The sequence below is a fragment of the Polymorphospora sp. NPDC050346 genome (assembly GCF_040655695.1).
In the GTDB taxonomy this organism is placed as follows: domain Bacteria; phylum Actinomycetota; class Actinomycetes; order Mycobacteriales; family Micromonosporaceae; genus Polymorphospora; species Polymorphospora lycopeni.
Window position 1 is genome coordinate 49,260 of sequence record NZ_JBFAKM010000039.1, and the last position, 18,096, is coordinate 67,355.

At 73.1% G+C, this 18,096-nt stretch carries 11 protein-coding genes, 1 tRNA gene and 1 pseudogene; 3 read left to right on the forward strand and 10 right to left on the reverse strand.

Annotation, left to right across the window (positions count from 1 at the left end):
• Positions 1 to 692 precede the first annotated feature (692 nt).
• A pseudogene (locus AB0I42_RS30225) lies at positions 693 to 1,133 on the reverse strand (single-stranded DNA-binding protein); the annotation flags it as partial.
• Between the two features lie 183 nt (positions 1,134 to 1,316).
• Here AB0I42_RS30225 and AB0I42_RS30230 point away from each other — a divergent pair.
• Positions 1,317 to 2,342, forward strand: coding sequence for an alpha/beta hydrolase (locus AB0I42_RS30230; RefSeq protein WP_357542590.1), 1,026 nt, complete (start codon positions 1,317 to 1,319; stop codon positions 2,340 to 2,342).
• Positions 2,343 to 2,348: 6 nt separating this feature from the next.
• On the opposite strand, the gene AB0I42_RS30235 is transcribed toward AB0I42_RS30230, so the two are convergent.
• The 8 genes from AB0I42_RS30235 to AB0I42_RS30270 all read right to left on the reverse strand — a co-directional run bounded on the left by AB0I42_RS30235 (position 2,349) and on the right by AB0I42_RS30270 (position 13,194).
• Positions 2,349 to 3,143: a thioesterase family protein gene (locus AB0I42_RS30235; protein WP_357542592.1), complete on the reverse strand. Its 795-nt coding sequence runs from the start codon at positions 3,141 to 3,143 to the stop codon at positions 2,349 to 2,351.
• 71 nt (positions 3,144 to 3,214) lie between these two features.
• The gene (locus tag AB0I42_RS30240) at positions 3,215 to 3,925 is read right to left on the reverse strand and encodes a CbiX/SirB N-terminal domain-containing protein (RefSeq protein WP_357542594.1); all 711 of its coding nucleotides are present in this window, start codon (positions 3,923 to 3,925) and stop codon (positions 3,215 to 3,217) included.
• 22 nt (positions 3,926 to 3,947) lie between these two features.
• On the reverse strand, positions 3,948 to 5,057 hold the full coding sequence (locus tag AB0I42_RS30245) for a uroporphyrinogen-III synthase (protein ID WP_357542596.1): 1,110 nt from the start codon (positions 5,055 to 5,057) through the stop codon (positions 3,948 to 3,950).
• Between the two features lie 170 nt (positions 5,058 to 5,227).
• Complete coding sequence (gene nirD, locus AB0I42_RS30250; protein ID WP_357542598.1) at positions 5,228 to 5,563, reverse strand: nitrite reductase small subunit NirD; 336 nt, start codon at positions 5,561 to 5,563, stop codon at positions 5,228 to 5,230.
• Between the two features lie 17 nt (positions 5,564 to 5,580).
• A complete protein-coding gene (nirB, locus tag AB0I42_RS30255) occupies positions 5,581 to 8,154 on the reverse strand; it encodes a nitrite reductase large subunit NirB (protein ID WP_357542600.1) in 2,574 nt (857 codons plus the stop codon).
• Between the two features lie 68 nt (positions 8,155 to 8,222).
• Positions 8,223 to 9,698 carry an FAD-dependent oxidoreductase gene (locus AB0I42_RS30260; protein WP_357542602.1) on the reverse strand — a complete coding sequence of 492 codons (1,476 nt, stop codon included), beginning with the start codon at positions 9,696 to 9,698 and terminating at the stop codon, positions 8,223 to 8,225.
• Entirely contained in the window at positions 9,695 to 11,833 is a 2,139-nt protein-coding gene (locus AB0I42_RS30265; protein WP_357542604.1) for a molybdopterin-dependent oxidoreductase, read from the reverse strand. Before AB0I42_RS30265 ends, AB0I42_RS30260 begins: the two co-directional genes overlap by 4 nt.
• Positions 11,830 to 13,194 carry an MFS transporter gene (locus AB0I42_RS30270; protein ID WP_357542606.1) on the reverse strand — a complete coding sequence of 455 codons (1,365 nt, stop codon included), beginning with the start codon at positions 13,192 to 13,194 and terminating at the stop codon, positions 11,830 to 11,832. The genes AB0I42_RS30265 and AB0I42_RS30270 overlap by 4 nt, the downstream gene beginning before the upstream one ends.
• A gap of 262 nt (positions 13,195 to 13,456) precedes the next feature.
• Between AB0I42_RS30270 and AB0I42_RS30275 the strand changes: the two genes are divergently transcribed.
• Positions 13,457 to 13,529, forward strand: a tRNA-Arg gene (locus AB0I42_RS30275).
• A 94-nt stretch (positions 13,530 to 13,623) separates the two neighbouring features.
• On the opposite strand, the gene AB0I42_RS30280 is transcribed toward AB0I42_RS30275, so the two are convergent.
• Complete coding sequence (locus AB0I42_RS30280) at positions 13,624 to 14,238, reverse strand: maleylpyruvate isomerase N-terminal domain-containing protein (protein ID WP_357542608.1); 615 nt, start codon at positions 14,236 to 14,238, stop codon at positions 13,624 to 13,626.
• Positions 14,239 to 14,632: 394 nt separating this feature from the next.
• Here AB0I42_RS30280 and AB0I42_RS30285 point away from each other — a divergent pair, with 394 nt between their 5' ends.
• Positions 14,633 to 18,019 (forward strand): M12 family metallo-peptidase, encoded by a 3,387-nt coding sequence (locus AB0I42_RS30285; RefSeq protein WP_357542610.1) that lies wholly within the window; start codon positions 14,633 to 14,635, stop codon positions 18,017 to 18,019.
• The last annotated feature ends 77 nt before the right edge of the window (positions 18,020 to 18,096 follow it).

Below are 18,096 nucleotides of genomic sequence, written 5' to 3' on the forward strand. Positions count from 1 at the left end.
CCTCGGGAAGCCTATGCCCCGGCCGCCCGCCACCCCGCTCTGGCGGCGCCGGGTCCCCATCGCCCTCCGGGCGGGCCGCCGGTGGCCGCTCCGCCGACGGCCCCGGGCGGGCTGCCGCCGAACGGCGGCCCGCCCGGTCCGCGTCAGGCCGGCACCGGGACGCGGGCCCGGCCCCGGCGTCCCCGCGCCACCAGACCGGCCGGCTCTGGCGGGTCGGTGCGCGGTCCGGACGCTTCCGGCCGGCCCTCGCCCGGCCCGTCGCCGGCATCCCCGCGCCGGTCGCCGGACGACGGCTCCTCCGGTTTCCCCTCGGACCCGGACCGTAGGCCGGGCTCGCCTTCCCCCTCCGTCCCGGACCGTAGGCCGGGCTCGCCTTCCCCCTCAGTCCCGGACCGTCGGCCGGGCACACCTTCCCTCTCGGTCCCGGACCGTGGGCCGGGCTCGCCGCCGGCACCGGCCAGCCCATCGGCGCCGGGCAACCCGTCGACACCGTCACCCGGGCCGAACCGGTCCCCGTCGCCGGACGGTGCCGGGGCGTCGCCGTCGCCGCTCGCCGCTGCCCCGCCCGGCGGGAACCCGGTGCCGCGCACCTCGGCGAGCGGGTCGTAGTGCGGCAGCGGTGCCGCCGGCACGTCGGCGAAGTCCGGATCGTCGTCGAAGAGGCTGTCGCGCCGGGCCGGGGCCTCGGCGGCCGGGACCGGCTCGGTCTCCTGCCCCTGCACCCGCGACTCGGCCTCCGGGTCGGCCACCGCGCTCGTCGACAGCGCCGGCCGGTTGCGGACGAACTTGGCCCGCCCACGGGACAGGTCGTGCCCGACCGCGACCGCCTCCAGCTCGTACATGGTCCGGTGGTTGCCGTCGGCGTCGGTCCAGTCCCGGGTGTACATCCGGCCGACCACCACGACCGGGTCGCCGACCATCAGCGACGAGGCGACGCCCTCGGCGAGCTTGCGCCAGCAGTTGACGCGTACCCGGAGGCTGTTGCCGTCGACCCAGCGGTTGTTCTCCCGGTCGAGCCGGCGCGCGGTCGACGCGACCTTGAAGTTGGCGACCAGGGTGCCGGTCTGCGTCGTACGCCGCCATTCCGGGGCGGTCAGCACATTTCCGATGATTGTCACGTTCGTGTCGTACAAGACCCCTCCACGAATCAGTAGCGGAGCCCCAGACTGGCCCGGCCCCGACCCGCCCCGACAGCACCGGCGCCGGATCTGTGGACAGCCGACCCGCCTGTGGAAAACGCCCTGATCACGGCTCCGTCTGCTACGGAGCCGGCCGCGTGCCGCGCCCCGGACCGCCGCGCGCGGTAACGTCGCGACATGAGCGGGAGTTGGGACGAGGACATCCTCGGTCCGTCCTACGAGCGGCGGATTATCGACCTCGGCCACGACGACGAGGGACCGGTCGTCGCCACCCTGGTGCGGCGGCGGGCCACCGATCGCACCGGCCGCGCCGTCCTCTACGTGCACGGCTTCGTCGACTACTTCTTCCAGACCCACCTCGCCGACTTCTTCGTCCGGCGGGGCTGGGACTTCTACGCCCTCGACCTGCGCAAGTACGGCCGCAGCCTGCTCCCCCACCAGACGCCGAACTTCTGCCGCTCCATCGCCGACTACTTCCCCGAACTCGACGCCGCCGCCCGGATCGTCCGGGAGGTCGACGGCAACCGCACGCTGCTGGTCAACGGGCACTCCACCGGCGGCCTGATCGCCGCCCTGTGGACCCACGCCCGGAGCGGGACGGACCTGGTCGACGGCCTCTTCCTCAACAGCCCGTTCTTCGACTTCAACGCGTCCTGGCTGGTCCGCCGGCCACTGGCGGCGGCCGTCTCCCAACTCGCCCGCCGCGCCCCGTACCGGATCGTCCCGAGTGGCCTGTCCCCCGTGTACGGCCAGACCCTGCACGCCGAACACCGTGGCGAGTGGACGTACGACCTGCAGTGGAAGCCGCTCGGCGGGTTCCCGGTCCGGGCGGCGTGGCTGGCCGCGATCCGGTCGGCGCAGCAGCGGGTCCGGCACGGCCTGGCGATCGACGTACCCGTCCTGCTGGCCTGTTCGACCCGCAGCTTCCGGGGCACGGTCTACCACGAGTCGGCGTCGCTGGCCGACGCCGTCCTCGACGTCGAGCACATGGTCCGGTGGGCGCCCCGCCTCGGCCGCCACGTCACCCTCGTCCGCTTCGACGGCGGCATGCACGACCTGACGCTGAGCGGCCCGGCCGTACGCGAGCGGGTGTTCACCGAGGTCGGCCGGTGGGTCACCGCGTTCGTCGAGTCGGCGGCGACGGAGATGTCCGGGCCACCGCCGGACGGGTCGACCGGGAAGCCGGTCCCGGCCGCGGAGTGACGCGGGTCAGCGGCGCGCCGGCCGGACGGTGAGGATCTGCTCGGCGTGCCCGACCGGGCCGGCCAGGTCGTGCAGGACGGTGCTGGTCAGGCCCTGCCCGTGGGAGCCGAAGACGACGGTGGTGTCCAGCCCGACCCACTCTCCGGCCGGCTGCCGGAACAGGTGGATCGACAGGTCCAGGTTCGGGAACAGCCACTCCGTCGGCGGCTGACGGGCGGCGATCCCGTTGGCGGTGTCGACCAGGCCGACGAAACGGGCCAGGGTGCTGCTCGGCTCACCGGCGACGAGCCGGGCCGGCGTCGACACCCACGCGGTGGTCCGGCCCGGCGTCGGTGCCCCGACCGGTCGCACGTCCAGCGAGGAGATGTATCCGCCCGACCACGTCTCCGACATCGCCCAGCGGGCCAGGTCGTCGGGGCTGGGCAGCCGCTCGCCCTGACCGCCGGCGACGGACGAGGTGTCGTGGGCGCTGAGCCGCCACACCCGGGCCCGTACGGCGGGCCGGTCCTTGGCGACCACGGTGGCTTCGACGAGTTCGATCGTGCGACCCGGCCGTACGGTCTCCACGTGCAGGTCGAAGTCCTCCAGCCCGACGACCCCGAGGATGTCGACGCTGATCCGGCCGACGACCATGCCGTCCGGTGCCCGGCCGGCGACGTACCGGTCGATCGCGTGCACGATCAGCCCGATCATCGGGCTGATGTGCTGCTCGGTCAGCGCCCACGCGCCACCGGTCAGCTCGGTCGGCCGGTAGCGGTTCTCGTCGATCCGGATGAAGTAGCTGTCGGGCTGGGTGGACAAGGCTGAAACTCCTCCGGTACGCCAGCGGGTCGTCAGGACTCTATTCCAGCCCGCGACCGGCGTCGGCCGGGTCAGCCGGAGATCACCCCGGAACCGGCCAGGGTGGCGGCGAGGGCCGCCTCGTAGCGTTCGACGACGAGGCCGACCAGGCGCGGATCCGGCCGGCGGCCGTCGAGCAGCGGGCCGGTGACCAGGTCGGCGCCGGCCGACCGGAGCCGGTCGTGGAAGAACCCCGGCGCCATCAGCATCGCCGCGCACACCACCCGCCGCCGCGGACGCCGCGACCGGGCGAGCACCGCGTGCAGCGGCTCGCCCGTACCGCCGAGACAGCCGACCTCGACCGGCGCTCCCCACAGTGCCGCGACCCGGCAGGCGGTCTCCTCGACGGCCGGCCGGGCCCGTACGTCGCTGGAGCCGGCCGCCGCCAGGACCACCGTATCGTCGGTGCCCGCACCGCAGCCACGCAGCCGGTCGACGAGGACCGCCGCGATCCCGTCGTCGGGGGCCAGCGCCGGTGCCGCGACCGCGCCGGCCGCCGCGACCGCGCGGGCGACGTCGACGTGTACGTGGTATCCGGGCGCCAGCAGCAGCGGCACGACCACGGCCGCCGGGCCGGCCCTGTCCAGCACGGCGCCGAGGTCCGGGGCCTGGACGTCGACGAACGCCTCGCGGACGTCGAGGTCGGGTCGGCGCCGGCGGACCGCGCCGACCAGCGCCCGGATCGCGGCCTGCCCACGCGGATCCCGGGTCCCGTGGCTGACGGCCACCAGCGGGCGGCTCACACCCCCGCCCCGTTCCGCCCGCTCACGACGGAACCGCCAGCCGGTATCCGCGCTTGACGACGGTCTGTACGACGTCCCGGCCGACGATGTCACGCAGCCGGCCGACCGCCATCTCCACCGTGTGCGGGTCGCTGGAACCACCCGGCAGGTCGGCGAGCAACTCCTCGCGGGACCGCACGGCGCCGGGCCGCTCGGCCAGCGACCGCAGCAGGCAGAGGCCGCCCGGCGACACGGGAAGCACCCGGTGGTCCAGGGTCGCCGCGGTGGCCCGGATCCGCAGCCGCCCGGCCGGGGTGCCGATGCTGTCGGAGTCGTCGCCGAGCCGCATGATGATCGCCCGGACGAGCGCGCCGAGCCGGGCCCGCTCTGGGACGATCGGCTCCAGTCCGGCCGTACGCAGCGGTTCGGCGGTCACGTTGCCGACCGACGCGAAGACCGTACGCCCGGCCGCGCCGACCGCGACGACCTGCGCCGAAACCTCCTGCTCGCGTACCGCCCGCAGCCAGGCCGCCGCGCCCGGGGCCGAGGTGAACGCCACCGCGTCGTAGCCGCCGGCGGCCGTCTCGCGCACCGAATGCTGCACCGCGGTCGGGTCCGGCGGCGCACCCCACCGGTAGACGACCAGCCCGGTCGTGGCCGCCCCGGCCGCCGTCAGCCGCTCCTCCAGCCCGTCGTCGCCGGCCCCGTGATGCTGTACGACGACCCGCTGCCCGCCGATCCCCTCGGCGGACAGGAAGTCGCCGATCTCGGCCGACGTCTCCGACTCGGCGACCCAGTCCGGCGTCAGCCCCGCCGCCTGCAGGGCGCCCCGGGCCTTCGGCCCGCGCGCGATGAGCCGGCTGCGGGACAGCGCCTTGACCAGCTCCTCGCCGAGTTCGGAGGTCTCGGCCACGTCCAGCCAGCTCCGGAACCCGATGCCGGTGGTGACGACGACGATGTCGGCCGGGGCGGCGATGAACTCGCGGGTCCGGTCGAGGACCGTCGCCTCGTCGATGTGCGACTCCACCCCGATCGACGCGGCGATCGTCACCGAGGCGCCCCGCCGCTGCAACGCCGAGGCCAGCTCGTCGGCGCGGCGCTGCGCCGTGACGAGGACGCGGGTCCCGGCCAGCACCGGCCCGAGCCCGGTCACGGTGCCACCTCGCTGCGCTCGGCGTCATCGTGACGACAACCGAGCCAACCGGTTCCCTCGCTCCGCTCGCTCACGGTGCCCCCTCGTTGCGCTCGGCGTCACCGTGACGACAACCGAGCCAACCGGTTCCCTCGCTCCGCTCGCTCACGGTGCCACCTCGCTGCGGTCGGTCACGGCCGCACCTCCACCCAGCCGTCGGTGACCCGGGCCGGCCAGACCCGGAGCCGGACCGTCGGATCGTCCAGGCACTCGCCGGTGCCCAGGTCGAAGACCTGCTTGTGCATCGGCGACGCGACCGTCGGCCGCTCCCCGCGCGTACCCACCAGCCCGCGCGCCATCACGTTCGCGCCGCTGAACGGGTCGCGGTGCGCGACCGCGTGGACCCGGCCGGTGTCGGCGAGCAGGAAGACGGCCACCTGCTCGTCGTCGACCAGCGCCGCCCTCCCCCGGTCCGGTACGAGATCACCGACCGCACACACCCGCCGCCAGCCGATCGCCCCGCTCACCGCGCCACCTCGCTCGCTCACAGGACGCCCGCCGTCCGGACCGGCAGCGAGCCGCCGGCGATCAGGACCGCGCGTTCGGCCCGGGTCGCGGGCCGCTTCTGGCCCCTTTCCCGTACGTACGCCAGATCCGGGTCGGGTTCGTCGGCGGCGTTGACGAACGAGCTGAAGCCGCGCAGCTTCTCCGGGTCCCGCAGCGTCGCCGCCCACTCGTCCTCGTAGCCGCCGACGTGGGCGCTCATCGCGGCGTCGAGGTCGGCGGCGATGCCGAGGCTGTCGTCGAAGACGACGGCGCGTACGGCGTCGACCCCGCCCTCGACCGACTCCAGCCAGGGTGCGGTCCGTTGCAGCCGGTCGGCGGTACGGATGTAGTAGATGAGGAAGCGGTCGATGGCCTGGACCAGGTCTTCGGTCGACAGGTCCTCGGCGAAGAGGACGGCGTGCCGGGGCGTGAAGCCGCCGTTGCCGCCGACGTAGAGGTTCCAGCCCCGGTCGGTGGCGATGACGCCGACGTCCTTGCCGCGCGCCTCGGCGCACTCCCGGGCGCAGCCGGAGACACCGAGCTTCAGCTTGTGCGGGGAGCGCAGCCCCCGGTAGCGCAGTTCGAGCGCGATCGCGAGGCCGACGGAGTCCTGTACGCCGTACCGGCACCAGCTCTGGCCGACGCACGACTTCACCGTGCGCAGCGACTTGCCGTACGCGTGGCCGGACTCGAACCCGGCGTCGACGAGCCGGGACCAGATCGCCGGCAGTTGCTCGATCCGCGCCCCGAACAGGTCGATCCGCTGCCCGCCGGTGATCTTCGTGTAGAGGTCGAAGTCGCGGGCCACCTCACCGATCGCGATCAGGCCCTCCGGGGTGATCTCACCGCCGGGGATACGGGGCACGACCGAGTAGGTGCCGTCCTTCTGGAGGTTGGCCATCACGTGGTCGTTGGTGTCCTGCAACGCGGCGTTCTCGCCGTCGAGCACGTGCCCGTGCCCGAGCGAGGCCAGGATCGAGGCCGCGACCGGCCGGCAGATGTCGCAGCCACGTCCCTGGCCGTGCCGGTCGAGCAGTTCGCTGAACGTGGTGATGCCGCTGACCCGCACGATGTCGAACAGTTGCGCCCGGCTGTGGGCGAAGTGTTCGCACAGGTTGTCGCTCACCTCGACGCCGGCCCGGGCCAGTTCGGCGTTCAGCAGCCGCTTGACCAGCGGCACACAGGACCCGCAGCTGGTGCCGGCCTTCGTGCACGCCTTCACCCCGGCCAGGTCGGTGCAGCCCTGGTCGGTCACCGCGCAGCGGATCGTGCCGGCGGTGACGTTGTTGCACGAGCAGACGGTGGCCGCGTCCGGCAGCTCCGTCGACGAGGGCGGCTCGACCCCGTCCGGCAGCAGCCAGCCGGTCGGGTCGCCGCCCAGCGAGCCGCCGACCAGCGGCCGCAGGCCCGTGTACGCCGACGCGTCGCCGACCAGCATCCCGCCGAGCAGGGTCGACGCGTCGTCGCTGAGGACGAGCTTCTTGTAGACGCCGGCGACCGGGTCGGCGTACACGACCTCCAGGCTGCCGGCGGTGGCCGCGAACGCGTCGCCGAAGCTGGCGACGTCGACGCCGAGGAGTTTCAGCTTCGTGGAGAGGTCGGCGCCGGTGAAGGTGGCCGCGCCGCCCATCAGCCGGTCGGCGACGACCTCGGCCATCGCGTACCCGGGTCCGACCAGGCCCCAGACCCGGCCGGCGACGTGGGCGACCTCGCCGACGGCGAAGACGTCGGGGTCGCTGGTGCGGCAGTCGGGTCCGGCGACGACGCCGCCGCGCTCGTGTACGGCGAGTCCGGCGGCGCGGGCCAGTTCGTCGCGGGGCCGTACGCCGGTGGCGAAGACGACCACGTCGACCCCGACGGCGTCGCCGTCGGCGAAGACCATCCGGGCTACGGTGCCGTCCCGGCCGGCCTTCACGGCCGACGTCGCGGTCGAGGTACGGACCGTCACGTCGAGTCCTTCGACGATGCGCCGCAGTGCGGCACCGCCGCCCTGGTCGAGCTGCACCGGCATGAGCCGGTCGGCGAACTCGACGACGGTCGTCGCGGCGCCGAGCGCGGTGAGCGCCCCGGCGGCCTCCAGCCCGAGCAGGCCGCCGCCGACCACCGCGCCGCGCACCGGCCGGCCGAGCTGCTCCTGCCGGCGCAGCACCCAGGTGCGCAGACCCGCGACGTCGTCGACGGTCCGGTAGACGAAACAGCCGGGCAGGTCGCTGCCCTCGACCGGCGGGACCGTGGCGTAGGAGCCGGTGGCGAGCACGAGGGCGTCGTAGTCGTGCGCGGTGCCGCGGGCGGTGACCGTACGCCGGGCCGGGTCGACCGCGGTCACCGGTGTGTCGCGGTGCAGCCGGACCCCGGGCCGGGTCCACAGACCGGGGTCGCCGAGCAGCAGGTTGTCCGGGTCCAGGTCGGCGAAGTACGAGGTCAGGGCCACCCGGTCGTACGGGCGGCGGCTCTCCTCGCCGAAGACCGCGATGTCCCACTCCGTGTCGGCGCCGCGTTCGACCAGTGCCTCGACCAGGCGCTGTGCGACCATGCCCGCTCCGGCCACGACGAGCCGCTTCCTTGCCGTCATGGGTCAGACCGTAGGGATCAGGGGTTTCATGTCTTCGCTCCCGCTGTTACCGGCCAACGACGGTTGCCTCACGCGGCGAGCCGGCTGGCTGTGAGGGGTGGATCGGACCGCTCCAGCCAACGCGCGATCCCGCACACCAGCTCGCGGCAGCCGCCGCAGCCGCTGGTGGCCCGGGTGTCCGCCACCAGCGCGTCGACCGACGTGCACCCGTCCGACCAGGCGTGGACGAGGTCGCCCTTGGTGACGCCGTTGCAGCGGCAGACGGTGGTGGACGAGGGCATCGTCGTCGGCGACGGGTTGGCCTCGCGCGGGGCGTCGGCGAGCAGGAGCGCGAGCGGGTCGGGCGGCACGATGCCGGGGCGGTCGTACTGGCTGGCCAGCCGCGCCGCCATCTCCGGTGCGCCGACACAGGTCAGCCCGACCAGGGTGCCGGCGCGGACGACCACCTCGACGTGGCGGCGGGCCCGACGGTCGTCGAGCACCAGCACCCGGTCGGCGTCGCGGGCCGTCGAGGCGCGTACGCCCATCGTCACCACGCTCATCCCGACCGCCTTGAGCCGCATCGTCGCGCCCTCGATCGGGATGGGCCCGACCGGTTCGCCGCGCAGCAGCCGGCGGGCGAGGGCGCGGGCCTGGGCCCAGCCGGGCGCGATCAGGCCGCTGACGCCGTCCGGGGTCTGCGCGCAGTCGCCGATCGCGGACACGTGCGGGTCGCCGGTACGCAACTGCGCGTCGACGACGATCCCCCGGTCGGTCGGCAGCCCGGCGCGGGCGGCGAGGTCGGTGTCGGGGATGGCGCCGCAGGCCAGGACGAGCAGGTCGCAGTCGACCCGCCGGCCGTCGGCCAGCCGTACGGCGGTGACGTGGCCGCCGTCGGCCTCGACCGCGACGAGTTCGGCGTCGCTGACGAAGCCGATGCCGAGGTCGCCGGCGGTGCGGGCGACGATCTCGCCGACCGGCTCGTCGAGGTCGCGGTTCAGCATCGCGGACTCCGGGGCCAGCAGGCTGACGGCGGTGCCGCGGTGCCGCAGCGCGCAGGCGACCTCGACGCCGAGCGGGCCGGCCCCGACGACGATCGCGTGCCGGGCGTTGAGCGCGGCGGCCGAGATGTCCCGGACGTCGTCGACCCGCCGCACCGCGTACGCCCCGCCGGGCAGCCCGTCACGCAGTCCCGGCACGTGGGGAATCCGGGGCCGGGCGCCGGTGCACAGGACCAGGTGGTCGTAGCCGATCCGGTCGGTGTCAGTGACGACCTCGCGGCGGGCCGGGTCGATGGCGCGGACGGGTGCGTCGAGGCGTACCCGGACCCGGTCCGGGTCGAGCCGGGGCAGCTCGATCCCGGCCAGGTCGATCCGGCCGGCGAGGAGTTCCGACAGCATGACCCGGTTGTACGGCTCGTGTGCCTCGTCGCCGAGCAGAATCACGTGGAGGTCTTCACCGGCCCCGATGCCAGCGGCCCGGGAGGCACCGGCCCCGGCGGCGCGGACGAGTTCGTCGGCGAGCCGGTGGCCGACCATGCCGGCGCCGACGATCACGATCCTCACCGCGGCACCTCCCCTGTCGCGCCGTCGGCGACCTCGACCCGGACGGCGCAGACCTTGAACTCCGGCATCCCGGAGACCGGGTCGGTCGCGTCGTTGGTCAGGGCGTTGACCAGGCCGGCGTCGGCGAAGTGGAACGGGACGAAGACGGTGTCGGGCCGGATGTCGGGGCTGATCCGGGCCGGCGCCACCATCGAGCCGCGGTCGGAGGTGAGCCGCAGGTCCACCGCCGCGTCGATCCCGAGCCGGTTGGCGAGGTTGGGGTGGATCTCGACGTACGCGTGGGGTTGGGAGTCGTTGAGCCGGGCGACCCGGCGGGTCTGCGCACCGGACTGGTAGTGCTGGAGCAGCCGGCCGGTGACGAGGTAGACGGGGGCGTCGGCGCGTACGTCGTCGGCGGGGCCGACCGCACGTACCGGCACCATGCGGGCCCGGCCGGTCGGGGTCGGGAACCCGTCCCGGAACAGGCGCGGGGTGCCCGGATGGGTCTCGTCGGGGCAGGGCCAGTAAAGCGCCTCCCCCGCGTCGAGCCGGGTGTAGCTGATGCCCGCGTAGTCGGCGCGCCCGCCGGCGCTGGCCCGGCGCAGCTCGTCGAAGACCTCGCGGGGTTCGGTCGACCACGTTCCGGGGGCCGCCAGCCGGCCGGCCAGATCGGCGAAGATCTCCAGTTCGGAGCGTACGTCGGGTGGCGGGTCGACGGCCTTGCGGCGGCGCAGCACCCGTCCTTCGAGGTTGGTCATGGTGCCCTCCTCCTCGGCCCACTGGGTGACCGGCAGGACGTAGTGGGCGAGCCGGGCCGTCTCCGACGGCACCAGGTCGCAGACGACGACGAGGTCCAGCGCCTCGATCCGGCGGCGGACCGCCGCGGCGTCCGGCGCGCTGACGACGATGTTGCTGCCGTGCACGAACAGCGCCCGTGGCCCGCCCGGGGCGCCGAGCATCGACAGCAGTTCGACGGCCGGCACGCCCTTGCCGGGGATCAGGTCGGGGTCGACGCCCCAGACCTGGGCCACGTGGGTGCGGGTCGCCGGGTCGTCGATCATCCGGTAGCCGGGCAACTGGTCGGACTTCTGGCCGTGTTCGCGGCCGCCCTGCCCGTTGCCCTGGCCGGTGATCGCGCCGTACCCGCCCCGCCCGGCCCCGACGGCGCCGAGCGCCAGCGCGATGTTGATCGCGGCGGTGACCGTGTCGGTGCCGTCGACGTGCTGCTCGACACCGCGCCCGGTCAACACGAAGACACCGCGACCGCCCCGGTGGGCGGCGGCGTCGGCGAGCAGCGCCGCGACCCGGCGCAGTTGCGGCTCGGCGACGCCGGTGACGTCCGCGACCCGCTCCGGCCACCACTCGGCCACACTGCGGCGTACCCCGTCGAGGCCGTCGACCCGGTCCCGCAGGTAGGCCAGGTCGGCGAGCCCGCCCCCGAGCACAAGGTGCAGGAGCCCGAGCAGCAGTACGAGGTCGGTGCCGGGCCGGGGCTGCAGGTGCTCGCCGGCGCCGTCGTCGGTCAGCCGGGCGGTCGACGAGCGGCGCGGGTCGACGACGACGAGGCCGCCCCGTTCGCGGACCGGGCCGAGGTGCTGGACGGCGGGCGGCATGGTGTCGGCCAGGTTGCTGCCGAGCAGCAGGACGGCGTCGGCGTCGCGCAGATCGGTCAGCGGGAACGGCAGTCCACGGTCGACACCGAGCGCCCGGTTCCCGGCCGCCGCGGCCGACGACATGCAGAACCGTCCGTTGTAGTCGATGAGCCGGGTCCGCAACGCCAGCCGGGCGAACTTGCCGAGCTGGTACGCCTTCTCGTTGGTCAGCCCGCCGCCGCCGAAGACGGCGACGGCGTCCGGGCCGTACGTCGCGCGCAGCGCGCCGACTCGGGCGGCGATGTCGTCCAGTGCCTCGTCCCAGCCGACCGGCTCGAATCCCGACGCGGTGCGGCGCAGTGGTGTCGTGAGGCGGTCCGGCACCCGCAGCAGCTCGGTGCTCGTCCACCCCTTCTGGCACATTCCACCGTTGTTGGTGGGAAATGCCCGGGGTTCGGCGGCCAGCGGCTCACCGTGCAGCCGCTGGGCGCACTGGAGCGCGCAGTACGGACAGTGCGTCTCAGTGCCCTCGCCGCGCTCGGTCACGGCGCCGCGCCCGGTCACACGCCCGCCTTCGCCATCTCGGTGCTCCGGCGCAGGTAGAACCACCAGGTGACGACGATCATCACCGCGTAGATACCGACGTACACGAACAGGGCCGGCTCGATCGACCCGAACGCCGACGTCGACCATCCGTACGTCCTCGGCACCAGGAACCCGCCGTACGCGCCGACCGCCGAGATGATCCCGATCGCTGCGGCGGCCTGGCGTTTCATCGTCGCGGTGGCGGCGGCGTCGGCCGGGTCCACACCGTGCCGGAAGATCGCCGGGATCATCCGGTACGTCGAGCCGTTGCCGACCCCGGTCGCCAGGAACAGCACCATGAAGCAGGCCAGGAACAGCCCGAAGCTGCCCACCCGCAGCGCGCCCACCACACCGAGCACGCCGAGCCCCATCGCCAGGAAGCTGGCGGCGGTCACCACCCCGCCGCCGACCCGGTCGGCGAGCCGGCCGCCGATCGGCCGCACCAGCGATCCGACCAGGGCGCCCAGGAACGCGTACGTCGTCACGTTCACCTCGGGGAACTGGCCCTTGATCAGCAGCGGGAACGCGGCCGCGTAGCCGATGAACGAGCCGAATGTGCCAATGTAGAGGAACGACATCACCCAAGTGTGCAGGCGCTTCGCCGCCACGACACTGGAGCCGAAGTCGGTCCGGGCCACCGACAGGTTGTCCATGTAGCGCCAGGCCAGGAAAGCGGACAGCAGCGCGAGCGGCACCCACATCCAGCCGGCCCGGGCCAGGTGGATGCCGGCCCCGGCGGTCACGACCGCCGACACCACGAACGGTGCCTGCACCACCGCCACCCCGATGTTGCCGCCGGCCGCGTTCAGGCCGAGCGCCCAGCCCTTGTCCTTTTCGGGATAGAAGTACGAGATGTTCGTCATCGACGAGGCGAAGTTGCCGCCGCCGACGCCGGCCAGTGCCGCGACGAACAGCATCGTCCCGAACGACGTACCCGGGTCGGAGACCGCGAACGCCAGCGCGACGCACGGCACCACCAGGACCAGCGCGGACACGATCGTCCAGTTCCGGCCGCCGAACTTCGGCACCGCGAACGTGTACGGCAGCCGCAGCGTCGCCCCGACCAGGTTCGGGATCGCGACCAGCCAGAACAGTTGGCTCTCGGTGAACGCGAACCCGACGCTGTTCAGGTTGACCGCGACGATGCTCCAGATCACCCAGACCGAGAAACCCAGGTGCTCGGCGAAGATCGACAGGACGAGGTTGCGGCGGGCGACCCGCCGGCCGGTCGATGCCCAGAATGCGGGATCTTCCGGCTCCCAGTGGTCGATCCAGCGGCCGGTACGGCGGGACGGGGTGCGGTCGGTCGTGTCGGGGCGGACAGCGGTCGGGAAGGCCATGGCTGCTCCGTGGTCGACGACCCGGCCAGCGCCGGATCTGGTGACCGCGAAGCTTAGAACAGGCTGTTTCGGACTCCGCGCCTTCGCTGTGCGGAGCCCGTAACGCTTTCTTCACACGGTCGACGGGGCGGGTGTGAGATCGGCCGAGGCCGGATTGTGCTCGTCTGCCGCCGGCCCGGAACCTAGGATGACCTGGCCAGCACCTCGCCGTACCGGTAACCGGCCATCCGCCGGCGGGCGGTAGCCTGCTGGCGCGGCACAGGCGCCCGTAGCTCAGCGGATAGAGCAGGAGACTTCTAATCTCAAGGCCGCAGGTTCGAATCCTGCCGGGCGCGCCCTCGTCTCGCGAGACGATCGGCCTCGATCGTCTGCGGTTCCGGCACTCGACACGCCGTACCAGGACTGCCTGAACCGCAGACGATCACCACCTCAGAGCACCGAGAAGCCCGCCGGGAGTCCGGAGCGGCCGGTGGCGGCGAGCAGCAACGGCCCGGCCAGCCCGTCGGTGGCGGCGATGTCGGCGACGACGCGCAGTGCCTGGGCGGCGGCCGCCGGGGGCAACCCCGCCGGCAGGTCCAGTGCGGTGGCGAGGTCCGCCGTGTGGGCGGTCAGCTCGAACGTACGGGTCGGCAGGTAGTCGCCGAGCCGCATGCCGCCGGCGATCGTGGTCACCGGTTCCGTACCGTCGCATCCCTCGACGAGCGGCAGCACCCGGGCGGCGATCTCCGCCACCGCGGCCGCCGGGTCGGCACCGAGGGCGGCCCCGGCGTCACGCCCCCGGGCCGCGACGTCCGGGCCGGCGGCGGCGGTCCGGATGGCGCGGAAGTAGTCGGCGGCGGAGCCGACCTCGACGGTCGCCGCCGGTCTGGCGAGGTACGACTCGACCGTCAGCAGGGAGCGGCTGGTGTGGCCGACGAGGGCGCGTACGTCCCACTCGCCGAGCCCGGGCCGGTCCCACCGGTCGCCGACGAGGGCGGCGGTACGGACGAAGCACTCCGCCGCGTCGGCGAACGCCCGACGCGAGTCGTCCCACGGGTACGTCATGGCCGTGAGGCTAGCCGTGCCGGTACGGCCGCCAGGACCGGTGTCCGGGCCGCACGCGGATTGGGTGCCCGGGCAGGTATTGCTGTCGTGGCCCACAGCGAATTCGGCGTATCCACACTGAATTCGCTGCCAGCCACAACAGGGGTATGCCGCCGGGACGCTTCGGACCTGGCCGAGCGACTGCTCGCGGGGAGGAGACATCCATACATGCCCCGAAGAAGGCGGTCTTGTAACGATTCGATCATGAATGGCGGTCAGCGATCGAGTGAATCCCCTGTGTACCGGCCGTATGGCTGATGTTGCCAGATATGACGGGCGGCCTAGCGTCGGAGGACTCCCTGAAAGATCCACACCGGCGCGTGTGCCGCGCGCCGGGGCAGAAGGAGACGACAACTTGAGATTCCCTCCGACACCTACCGGCCGGGGCCGGCGCGGGCGGGTCGCCGGCGCACTGACCGCCGTACTGGCGGTGGCCCTGCTGCCGGCGCTGAGCCCGACCGGGGCGACCGCCGCGCCGCCGCCCGCCCCGACCGGGCCGTGGCACAAGGTGGACGGTGCGCCCGCCGCCGCCCGCGGCGGGCAGCCCGCCGACATCCAGGCCACGAAGCTGGCCGCGTACACCCTCGACCGCGACATGATCGCCGGCCAGCTCGAGCGGGCACCCGACGAGTCCGCCCGGGCCGCCACGCAGCAGGCGCCGCTGGTCCTGACCGTGCCCGCCCCCGACGGCAAGCTGCAGCGGTTCGAGGTCGTCGACTCGCCGGTCATGGAAGAGGGGCTGGCGGCCAAGCACCCGGACATCAAGACGTACGCCGGTAAGGGTCTCGACGACGCGACGGCGACGATCCGCGCCGACCTGACGCCGCTCGGCTTCCACGCGTCGGTCCGCTCGTCGGACGGCCCCTGGTACGTCGACCCGTACTTCCGGGACCAGAGCGTCTACGCCAGCTACTACGCCCACGACCTGGTCAACACCAAGGGCCCGCTGGTCGAGCGCGAGGACGTCGGGCACATGCACCACGACCTCGAGGACGAGATCACCGGACTCCAGCAGGACTCCGAGGTCGGGCCGAAGGTGAAGCTGCGCACCTACCGGCTGGCCCTGGTCACCGACCCGTCGTACGCGAACTACTTCGGCGCGGACAACGTGACCGCCGCCAAGGTGACGCTGATCAACCGGGTGACCCAGATCTACGAGGACGAGACCGCGATCCGGCTCGTGCTGATCAACGACACCGACAAGACGAACCTGAACACGGTCGAGATGGCCGCCGGACCGAACGGGCCGTGTGGCGCCTCGCCGTGCTACACCGAGGCGCAGCTGACCGGCTGCACCGGCGGCACGCTGAACCGCAACCGGATCGTCCTCGGCCAGCTCGTCGGCGCCAGCAACTACGACGTCGGGCACATCGGCTTCGGCCTGCCCGGTGGCGGCGTCGCCGGCCTCGGCGTGGTCGGCGGCGACGGCAAGGCCCGTGGCTGCACCGGCCTGCCGAACCCGATCGGTGACTACTTCGCGGTCGACTACGTGGCGCACGAGATCGGCCACCAGTTCGCCGGTAACCACACCTTCAACGGCACCCAGTGGAACTGCTCCGGCGGCAACCGCAGCGCCACGAACTCGTACGAGCCGGGCAGCGGTTCGTCGATCATGGCGTACGCCGGCATCTGCCAGCAGGACAACCTGCAGCCGCACAGCGACCCGTACTGGTCGCAGCGCACCTTCTTCGAGATCACCACGTTCATCAACTCGGCCCGGCCGGCGATCAACGAGGTGCAGACGGTCTCGCTGCGGGACTTCGACACCGACGGCGACTCGTTCAGCATCCGCTACCGCAACCAGCTCTCGGCGCCGATCGTGCGCGGCACCAACTACACGACCGCCGGCATCAAGGCCGCGATCGAGGGCATCGCCAGCTGGCCGGCCGGCGCCACCGTCACCGTCGCGGCGTTCGGCGGCAGCGGCGCGCTCAACGACTACGGCTTCCAGGTCACCTTCAACGGCGGCCCGCTGGCGCAGACCAACGTGACGTCGCTGACCCTGGGCAACCTCAACGGGGTCACCGGCTTCGTCGGCGAGACCGCCAAGGGCGGCCCGGTCGACAACGGCGGCTGGAAGATCGAGGAGACCGCCAACCACGCCCCGGTCGTCACCGTGCCGGAGACGTACACGATCCCGGTCCGGACGCCGTTCGCCCTGACCGGCAGCGCGACCGACGCCGACGGCGACGCCCTCACCTACCTGTGGGAGCAGAACGACCGCGGCGGCATCAGCGGTGGCAGCAGCGCCGGCACCGGCCTGGTCGACAACGTCAAGACCAACGGCCCGCTGTTCCGGGTCTTCGGCGAGGCGGCCATCGTCAGCGACTCCGACACCCAGCAGTACCACTCGCCGGGGCTGAACGCGGTCGACAACAACCCGACCCGGGTCTTCCCCGACGTCAAGCAGATCCTGGTCAACAACACCAACGCCAAGACCGGCGCCTGCCCGGCCGCGCCGGCACCGCCGGCCAGTGGCAGCGCCTCGAACGTGCCGGCGGCGCTGGTGGACTGCTACTCGGAGTTCCTGCCGACCGCGGACTGGGTCGGCTACGACAACGACCGGACGATGCACTTCAAGCTCACCGCCCGGGACACCCGGCCGGGTGGCGGCGGTGTCGGCAGCGCGCAGACCGCGCTGGTGCTCGCCCCGGAGGCCGGACCGTTCCTGGTCACCTCGCAGGTGACCCCGTCGTTCCTGCTCGGCGGCTCGTCCCAGACGATCACCTGGGACGTGGCCAACACCAACGCCGCCCCGGTCAACGCGGCCAACGTGAAGATCTCGCTGTCGGTCGACGGCGCGAAGACCTTCCCGTACGTGCTGGCGGAGTCGACGGCCAACAACGGCAGCGCGACCGTGACGCTGCCGAACATCACCACGACCACCGCCCGGATCAAGATCGAGGCGATCGGCAACGTCTTCTTCGACCTCAACGACGCGGACATCCGCATCGACCAGGTCCAGGGGGCGGAGGTCACCTACACCGGCGACACGCTGGCGTACGCGACCGACGGGGCCGGCTCGGCCCAGGTGATGCTCCAGGCGAAGGTGACCGGCGAGTCCGGTGACGTCCGCGGTACGCCCGCCACCTTCAAGGCGGGCGACAGCACGCTGTGCAGCACCGAGGTCAAGCTCGTGGCGTCCGACGTGACCGGCGGCTCCGCCGGCTGCGTGGCCACGCTGCCGATCGGCACGACCGAGGTGACCGCGGTGGTCGCCGGCCGCTACAACGGCACCGCCACCGGCACCGTCAAGGTCGTGGCCCCGAGCGGGGTCCTGTTCAACGGCACGGGCTACGTCAAGGGCGGCCGTACGGCCGGCGCCTACCCGCTCGACGACGACCACCGGATCGAGCTGAACCTGGACGCCAAGTTCAACAACACCAGCGGCAAGCTGGTCGGTAAGGTCCTGGTCGGCTACCGCTCGGGTGACAAGCGGTACAAGTTCCAGGGCTCCGAGCTGCTGTCCTACGGCGCGGAGAAGGGGCGGACCTCCCGGGTCGCGCAGGCACGCTACAACGTGTCGCTGTTCGACCTGTCCACCCCGCAGAACCCGGTCGAGGTCGCGACCGGGCTGACCCTGCGGGTCGCCGCGACCGACAACGGCGGTCCCGGCCGTCGCGACACCGTGTCGATCACGGTGTGGGACGGGGAGCGCCTGCTGTTCTCGTCCGACTGGAACGGCACGGTGAGTGAGGAGATCAACCTGACCGCCTCCGGCGGTGACCTCGTCATCAGCTGAGCTGTCGGCAAGGTGGGGGCCGGCGGCTACGTGCTCACCCGGCCGGCGGAGCAGATCACGGTGCTCGACGTCGTCGA